This is a genomic window from Saccharopolyspora karakumensis (genome assembly GCF_004349225.1).
GTDB lineage: Bacteria > Actinomycetota > Actinomycetes > Mycobacteriales > Pseudonocardiaceae > Saccharopolyspora > Saccharopolyspora endophytica.
On record NZ_SMLA01000103.1, the window covers coordinates 1 to 7847 of the forward strand.

The following is a 7847-nucleotide window of genomic DNA, read 5'->3' on the forward strand; positions in this document are numbered from 1 at the left end:
GTGCGAGGGGGCCCATGCCGGTGGCCACGGCGGCCGCGGCGCCGCCGGAGGAGCCTCCTGCGGTGCGGGAGGTGTCCCAGGGGTTGCGGGTGATGCCGTGGCGGGGGCTGTCGGTGACGGCTTTCCAGGCGAGTTCGGGGGTGGTGGTCTTGCCGAGGAGGACGGGGTTCTCGCGGCGCAGCAGGGTGACGGCGGGGGCGTCTTCGGTCCAGGGCTGGTCGGGGTCGATGGTGTGGGAGCCGCGCAGGGTGGGCCAGCCGCGGGTGAGGAAGAGGTCTTTGACGGAGGTGGGCACGCCGTCGAGTCGTCCGGCGGGTTGGCCGCGGTGCCAGCGGTTCTCGGATTCGCGGGCGGCGCGCAGGGCGTGTTCGGGGTCGACGAGGCAGTAGGCGTTGATGGCGGGGTCGTGGTCGTTGATGCGTTGCAGGGCGGCTTCGCAGGCTTCGACGGGTGAGAGGGTTCCGGCGGCGTAGGCGGACAGCAGTTCGGTGGCCGGGAGTTCGGCGGGCTGGGTGTTGGCCATGGCGTCTCCCTGGGTGTGGCGGCCTGGCGGGGTCAGGCGGTGACGTAGCCGCGTTGCTTGTCGACGACGTTGCGCAGGTCGGTGCCGTGGGTGAAGGCGCGCAGGTTGGTCAGGAACAGGTCGACGAGTTCGTCGGTCCAGCCGAGGGTGTCGCCGGACATGTGCGGGGAGACCAGGACGTGGGGCATCTCCCACAGGGGTGAGTCCTGCGGGAGGGGTTCGGTGTCGAAGACGTCGAGGGCGGCGCCGGCGAGTTGTTGTTGCTGGAGGGCGGTGACGAGGGCGGGTTGGTCGACGAGTTCGCCGCGGCCGACGTTGATGAAGCGGGCGCTGGGGCGCATGGCGGCGAGGACGTCGGCGTTGATGAGCCCGTGGGTCTGGGGTGTCAGGGGTGCGGCGAGGACGAGGTAGTCGTAGTCGCCTGCGATGCGGACGAGGTCGTCGGAGGCGTGGATGTCGCCGAAGTCGGGGTCGCCGGTGCGGGTGGTGCGTCCGGCTCCGGCCACGCGCAGTCCTGCGTTGGTGAGTTGGCGGGCGATGGCGCGGCCGATGGGGCCGGTGCCGACGACGAGGGCGGTTTTGCCTTCGATGCGTTCGGTGACGCGGTGCTTCCACTGCTTGGCGTCTTGCAGGCGCAGGGTGGTGTGCATGTCCTTGGCGAAGGTGAGCACGGTTCCCAGGACGTATTCGGCGATGGGCTGGTCGAACACGCCGCGGGAGTTGGTCAGCTGCACGGGGGAGTCGCGCAGCTGGGGGAACAGCAGGCGGTCGACTCCAGCGCTGGCGGCGTGGATCCATTGGAGCGTGTCGGCCTGGGGCCAGGCGTCGGCGATGGCTTGGGAGCGGAAGGCCCAGACGAACAGGGCGTCGGCGCCGGGCAGGGCGTCGGGGAGCTCCTCGCCAGTGGCGTAGCGCAGTTCGGCGTGCTCGGCGATGCGGGCCATCTCGTCGGGTGCGTCTCCGTCGTGGAGGACGACGACGGAGGGGCGGTTGTTGACCATGGCGATGACCTTAGGGCCGCAGGGGTGTCGGGTGATCGTCTCCCACGCCGATGACGAGCGTGTTTCCCCAGCACTGTGCGGGTGAGAACGAGCGTCGGTGGAGGCATTGACACGCTAGGAACGGTTCGTAGGATTGTCAACAATCCGCTGGCATCGGTTGGTCCGGCCCGGGGAGAGTGCGACATGGCCACAGCGAATGAATGGATCACGATGCCCAGGTACCTGTCGATCACGCTGGAGAAGCGCGGTGTGTCCTGCGTGGCGGAGCTGCTCGACGCCGATGCGCCCCGAACCTGCGAGGCGGTGTGGAACGCGCTGCCGCAGGTCGGGCCGGTGCACCACGCCAAGTACGCCCGCAACGAGATCTACACGATGGTGCCGCGCTTCGCCGCCGACGAGCCGGGCCAGGAGAACCCGACGGTGACGCCGATCCCGGGCGACGTCGTCTACTTCTCCTTCCCCGGCGGCATGCTGGACCGGGAGTTCAAGCAGGAGAAGGGAATCGAGGACCTGCCGGGGGTGATCGACCTGGCGATCTTCTACGGGCGCAACAACCTGCTGCTCAACGGTGACGTCGGCTGGGTGCCCGGCAACGTCTACGCCACGATCGTGGAGGGGCTGGCGGAGATGGCCGAGGCGTGCAACGACGTGTGGCGTTCGGGCAGCGTCGGCGAAACCCTGCGCTACGAGCGCTTCGAGGGAACGATCGGGGGCCGGCATGCCACTTGATGACTTCCTCGGCGCGGTGTCCGGCCCGGTGCAGCAGCGGGGGATCGGGGTGATCACCCCGTTCGACCTGGCGCTGGACCGCGAGCTGTGGCGCTGGTCGCCGCAGGAGGTGTCGCTGTACCTCACGCGCACCGCGTTCGTCCCGGTGCCGGTCAGCGTCGAGCAGGCCAGCCTGGTCTCCGACGAGGCCGCGGTGCACGCGGCCACCCGTGACCTGTTGGTGCCCGAGCCGGAGGTGGTGGCCTACGCCTGCACCTCCGGGAGTTTCGTCGACGGCGCCGGCGGGCAGCGGCGGTTGGTGGAGGTGATGCGCGATGCCGGTGCGCCGGCCGCGGTGACCACCTCCGGTGCGCTGGTGAGCGCTTTGGAGGTGCTGGGCGTGGGCAGCGTGTCGATCGCGACGCCCTACGTGGTGTCCATCACCGACCGGTTGTGCTCGTTCCTGGGTGAGCACGGGGTGGAGGTGGTCTCCAGCGTCGGGCTGGGTTTGGACGGCCAGATCTGGAAGACCGGGTACCGCGAGGTGGTGGAGATCGTGCGCGCGGCGGATCGCCCGGAGGCCGAGGCGATGTTCATCTCGTGCACGAACCTGCCGACCTACGACCTGATCGGGCCGTTGGAGCAGGAGTTGGGCAAGCCGGTTCTCACGGCCAACCAGGTCACGATCTGGGCGGCGTTGCGCGAGATGGGGCTTTCGGCGGTGGGTGCCGAGCAGCGATTGATGCAGGCGGTGGACGCTCCGGCCGCGTGAGCGGGGCGGTAAAGATGACATTACGAACGTTCCGGCGGCCGCTCACCCTGCGGTAACATTGTCAACAATCGACACCCCGTTGCGGTGTGGCCGGGCGGGGTACCCCAGGGTTGTTGGCCGTTGGACGTCGAGCACAGGATGGAGCTCCCCGGTGCCGCACACCGCAGGAATTCTGTATCCCGGCTACAGCGCCGAAGACGACTACCCGACCTTGGAGGGCCTGCTCGGAGACGATGTCCGGCTGCCGCTGGTGCACACGCTGATGCGCGAGGACGCCCATCGCGTCGATGCCCTGCTGGACGTGGGTTCCGAGCAGGTGCTCGCCGACGGCGCGCGTGCGCTGGGCGAGGTGGATTCGGTGCTCTGGGCGTGCACCTCGGGCAGTTTCGTCTTCGGCTGGTCCGGGGCCCGCGATCAGGTGGAGAAGCTGCAGGCCGTGACCGGCAAGCCGACGTCGAGCACGTCGTTCGCGTTCGTGCACGCCGCCGCCCTGCTGGGGCTGCGGCGGGTCGCGGTGGCCGCGACGTACCCGGCCGAGGTGGCCGATCACTTCGTGGAGTTCCTGCGCGCCGGGGACCTGGAGGTGGTGCGGCTGTCCAGCAGGGGCATCGTCACCGCCGCCGAGGTCGGCACGCTGGGCCGCGAGGAGGTGCTGTCGTTCGCCGCGGCCAACGACGACGACCAGGCCGAGGCGCTGCTGATGCCCGACACCGCGCTGCACACCGCGGCGTGGCTGGAGGACATCGAGCAGCGGCTGGGCAAGCCGGTGCTGACCGCCAACCAGGTCAGCGCGTGGGAAGCGTTGCGACTGGCCGGTGCGGGCACGTCGCGTGAGGGATTGGGAACGCTGTTCCGGACCGGAACAGGCCGGTGACCCCGGTGGTCATCGGCGAACAGGGAAATGGTGAGCGCAGTGCTCGGGACCGAGGAGCAGTACCAGCAGCCCGGTGAGCTGGAGCCGGTGCAGCGCAAGTCGACGGCGGCGATCGTGGCCGACCAGTTGCGCGCGGCGATCATGTACGGGTCGCTGCCTCCGGGGTCGCAGCTGGGGGAAGCGGAGTTGGCCGCGCGGCTGGGGGTGAGCCGGGGCCCGCTGCGGGAGGCGATGCAGCGGTTGGTGGCCGAGGGCTTATTGCGCAGTGAGCCGCATCGCGGGTTGTTCGTGATGGATCTGCACACCGAGGACGTCGCCGACATCTACGTGGCGCGGCTGGCGGTGGAGCGGGCGGCGTGCGAGCAGATCGTGCGGCACCACCGGGTCGAGGCCGTGGCGGAGCTGACCGCGGCGCAGTCGCGGATGGTGGCCGCGGCGGGCAAGGGTGATGCCATCGAGCTGGCCGATGCCGATCAGGAGTTCCACGAGACGCTGGTGCGGGTGTCGGGCAGCTCCCGGTTGCAGCGGATGGCGCAGACGCTGCTGGTGGAGAAGCGGATGTGCCTGACGGCGTTGCAGGACAAGTACCACGCCGATGTGCAGGCGCTGGTCGATGAGCACAAGGGCCTGGTCGATGCGATCGAGTCCGGTGACGAGGCGCTCCTGCTGTCGCGCTTGGAGGCGCACATGAACGACGCTTTGGAGCGCCTCAACGGTTCGATGGCCGAGTAGGGATCTCACACGAATGGTGGGGCCGGTTTCCGCGGAAACCGGCCCCACCATTCGTCGTGCGGTGGGTCAGAGGCCGCCGATGGAGACGTACTTGGTCTCCAGGAACTCGTCGATGCCGACCTTGCCGCCTTCGCGGCCCAGCCCGGATGCCTTGACCCCACCGAAGGGGGCGGCCGGGTTGGACACGATGCCCTGGTTGAGGCCCACCATGCCGGTGTCGAGCGCTTCGGTCACGCGCAGGCCGCGTTGCAGGTTCTGGGTGTAGAGGTAGCTGACGAGGCCGTACTCGGTGTTGTTGGCCTTGGCGATGGCTTCGCGCTCGTCGGTGAAGGTGGTGATCGGCGCGACCGGCCCGAAGATCTCCTCGCTGGCCATGCGCGCGCCTTCGGGCACGCCGGTGAGCACGGTGGGGGTGTAGAAGTAGCCGTCGCCGCCGTGCCGGTCGCCGCCGGTGACGACCTGGGCTCCTTGGGCGACGGCGTCGGAGACCAGGTCGGTGACCTTGCTCAGCTGCTTTTCGTCGATGAGCGGGCCGACCTGGATGTCTTCGGAGACGCCGCGGCCGATGGTCAGCGCGGACATGCGTTCGGCGAGCTTGTCGGAGAAGGCCTGGGCGATGTCGGCGTGGACGTAGAAGCGGTTGGCCGCGGTGCAGGCTTCGCCGATGTTGCGCATCTTGGCCTGCATGGCGCCGTCGACGGCGGCGTCGAGGTCGGCGTCGTCGAAGACCAGGAACGGTGCGTTGCCGCCGAGTTCGAGGGAGACCTTGAGGACCTGCTCGGCGGACTGCTCGATGAGCTTGCGGCCGATGGCGGTGGAGCCGGTGAACGACAGCTTGCGGGCGCGCGGGTCGCGGATCATCGGTTCCATGACCCCGCCGGCGTGGGAGGAGGTGACGACGTTGAGCACGCCGTCGGGCAGTCCGGCTTCGCGCAGGATCTCGGCCAGCGCCAGCATCGACAGGGGTGTCTGCTGGGCGGGTTTGATCACCGAGGTGCAGCCGGCGGCGATGGCGGGGCCGATCTTGCGGGTGCCCATGGCCATGGGGAAGTTCCACGGGGTGATCAGCAGGGCGGGGCCGACGGGCTGGCGGGTGACCAGGAAGCGGCCGGAGCCGTTGGGGGCCACGGCGTAGTCACCGCTGATGCGCACGGCCTCTTCGGCGAACCAGCGGAAGAACTCCGCGGCGTAGGTGATCTCGCCGCGGGCCTCGGGCAGGGGTTTGCCCATTTCCAGGGTCATGAGCAGGGCGAGGTCTTCGCGTCGCTCGATGATGATCTCGTAGGCGCGGCGCAGGATCTCGCCGCGTTCGCGGGGCGGGTGGGTGGCCCAGTCGGCTTGGGCGTCGTGGGCGGCGCCGAGCGCGGCGAGCGCGTCGTCGGGGGAGGCGTCGGCGACGTGGCAGAGGGTGGCGCCCGTGGCGGGGTCTTCGACGGCGAAGGTGCGTTCACCGGTGGCGTCGCGCCACTTGCCGGCGATGAGCAGTTGCTTGGGGGCGGCCTCGACGACGGTCGCCTCGCGGGGATGCGTTGGGGTGGTGGTCATCGCTGCGCGAACCCTCCTGGGTGTCGACGGATGTGCTTGTTTGCCAACCTAGTGCGCTTCGGTGGTGGACACCGAGTGTTGCTGATGGTTGCATGACTGCCTAGATTGTCAACAATCCTACATTCTGCATGCTTGGAGTCGATCATGACGGAGCTCTCCCCGGCGCTCAAGCAGGCGACCCCGGTGCTGGCCGCACGCGGCGAAGGGGTCTACCTCTACGACGAGTCCGACCGCCGCTACCTGGACTTCACCGCCGGCATCGGCGTCACCAGCACCGGACACTGCCACCCGCGCGTGGTCGAGGCCGCCCAGCGCCAAGTCGGCACCCTCATCCACGGCCAGTACACGACGGTGATGCACAAGCCGCTGCTCGACCTCACCGAACGCCTCGGCCAGGTGCTGCCCGAGGGCCTGGACCGCCTCTTCTACGTCAACTCCGGAAGTGAAGCGGTTGAAGCGTCCGTCCGGTTGGCGCGACACGCCACCGGGAGGGCCAACATCATCGCCTTCCAGGGTGGTTTCCACGGCCGCACCATGGGCGCGGCCGCCCTGACCTCCTCCGGGGTGAAGGTGCGCGCCGGGATCGGGCCGATGATGCCGGGAGTGGTGTTCACGCCCTTCCCCGAGCCCTACCGCCAGCAGTGCAGCACCGAGGAGGCCGTGCGCCGCGCCCTGGCGGAGTTCGACCAGCTGCTGGTCACCCAGAGCTCCCCGCGCGACACCGCCGCGATCATCGTCGAGCCCGTGCTCGGCGAAGGCGGCTACATCCCCGCGCCACCGGACTTCCTGGCCGGGCTGCGCCAGCGCGCCGACGCCCACGGCATCCTGCTCATCGTCGACGAGGTGCAGACCGGTGTCGGGCGCACCGGCCGCTTCTGGGGCCACGACCACGCCGGCGTGCGCCCCGACATCCTCATCACCGCCAAGGGACTGGCCAGCGGCTTCCCGATCTCGGCGATCGCCGCGGGTGAGGAGCTGATGAGCAAGGCCTGGCCCGGATCGCAGGGCGGCACCTACGGCGGCAACGCCGTGGCCGCCGCCGCGGCACTGGCCACCCTCGACGTGGTGGAGCAGGAAGGGCTGGTGGCCAACGCCGCCGAGCAAGGCGCGCGGCTGGTCGAAGGCTTGCGCAAGGTCGCCGCCGACCACCCGGTCATCGGCGACGTGCGCGGGCTCGGGCTGATGCTGGGCAACGAGTTCACCACCCCCGAAGGCACCCCGGACACCGCCACCGCCTCCCGCGCGCACGCCGCCGCCGCCGAGGCCGGGCTGCTGCTGCTCACCTGCGGCCCGCACGGCAACGTGGTGCGCATGATCCCGCCGCTGATCGTCACCGCCGAGCAGGTCGACGCCGCGATCGAGCTGTGGGCCACCGCGGTGCGCTCGGCCGTGGCACGCTAGAGGAACGCGCTGGTGGTGGGTGTGAGATCTTCCTCGGGCCCACCACCAGCACAAACTCTGATCCACGGGTTACTGTTCGATAGCGGCGGTCACCTGCGCGACGTGCTTCTGCAATGCTGCACGCCACACAGCGGCGCGTGCGGGACGCGTCGCCAACAACCGACGCAGGTGTGAGCATGAGCGACTGGTCGGCGGGCGGACCGCCGAGGCGAAGGCCGCAGGGCGGCGGCGACAGGTACGACTACTATCGCGGCGCACAGCCCCCTCAGGGACGGCGCCCCGCGCCGCCAC

8 protein-coding genes are annotated in these 7847 nt (G+C 69.8%); 5 read left to right on the top strand and 3 right to left on the bottom strand.

All coding sequences use genetic code 11. From position 1 onward, the window contains the following. Both E1202_RS30665 and E1202_RS30670 read right to left on the bottom strand, forming a co-directional pair. Positions 1 to 523 (bottom strand): amidase family protein (locus E1202_RS30665; RefSeq protein WP_268952403.1); only part of this gene is annotated, 523 nt, incomplete at its 3' end. Positions 524 to 555: 32 nt separating this feature from the next. Beyond that, on the bottom strand, positions 556 to 1524 hold the full coding sequence (locus E1202_RS30670; protein WP_132686803.1) for a D-2-hydroxyacid dehydrogenase: 969 nt from the start codon (positions 1522 to 1524) through the stop codon (positions 556 to 558). Between the two features lie 210 nt (positions 1525 to 1734). Here E1202_RS30670 and E1202_RS30675 point away from each other — a divergent pair, with 210 nt between their 5' ends. The 4 genes from E1202_RS30675 (at position 1735) to E1202_RS30690 (ending at position 4610) form a co-directional block, all read left to right on the top strand. Further along, positions 1735 to 2253, top strand: a complete 519-nt coding sequence (locus E1202_RS30675) for a DUF3830 family protein (protein ID WP_132679868.1) — start codon at positions 1735 to 1737, stop codon at positions 2251 to 2253. Further along, a complete protein-coding gene (locus E1202_RS30680) occupies positions 2243 to 3004 on the top strand; it encodes a maleate cis-trans isomerase family protein (protein WP_132686804.1) in 762 nt (253 codons plus the stop codon). Before E1202_RS30675 ends, E1202_RS30680 begins: the two co-directional genes overlap by 11 nt. Positions 3005 to 3155: 151 nt before the next feature. Next, positions 3156 to 3878, top strand: a complete 723-nt coding sequence (locus E1202_RS30685; RefSeq protein ID WP_132686805.1) for a maleate cis-trans isomerase family protein — start codon at positions 3156 to 3158, stop codon at positions 3876 to 3878. Between the two features lie 39 nt (positions 3879 to 3917). Further along, positions 3918 to 4610, top strand: a complete 693-nt coding sequence (locus tag E1202_RS30690; RefSeq protein ID WP_408007714.1) for a GntR family transcriptional regulator — start codon at positions 3918 to 3920, stop codon at positions 4608 to 4610. A gap of 66 nt (positions 4611 to 4676) precedes the next feature. On the opposite strand, the gene E1202_RS30695 is transcribed toward E1202_RS30690, so the two are convergent. Continuing rightward, a complete protein-coding gene (locus E1202_RS30695; RefSeq protein ID WP_132686807.1) occupies positions 4677 to 6155 on the bottom strand; it encodes an NAD-dependent succinate-semialdehyde dehydrogenase in 1479 nt (492 codons plus the stop codon). Positions 6156 to 6299: 144 nt separating this feature from the next. Between E1202_RS30695 and E1202_RS30700 the strand changes: the two genes are divergently transcribed. Then, positions 6300 to 7556, top strand: coding sequence for an aspartate aminotransferase family protein (locus E1202_RS30700; protein ID WP_132686808.1), 1257 nt, complete (start codon positions 6300 to 6302; stop codon positions 7554 to 7556). Positions 7557 to 7847 lie beyond the last annotated feature (291 nt).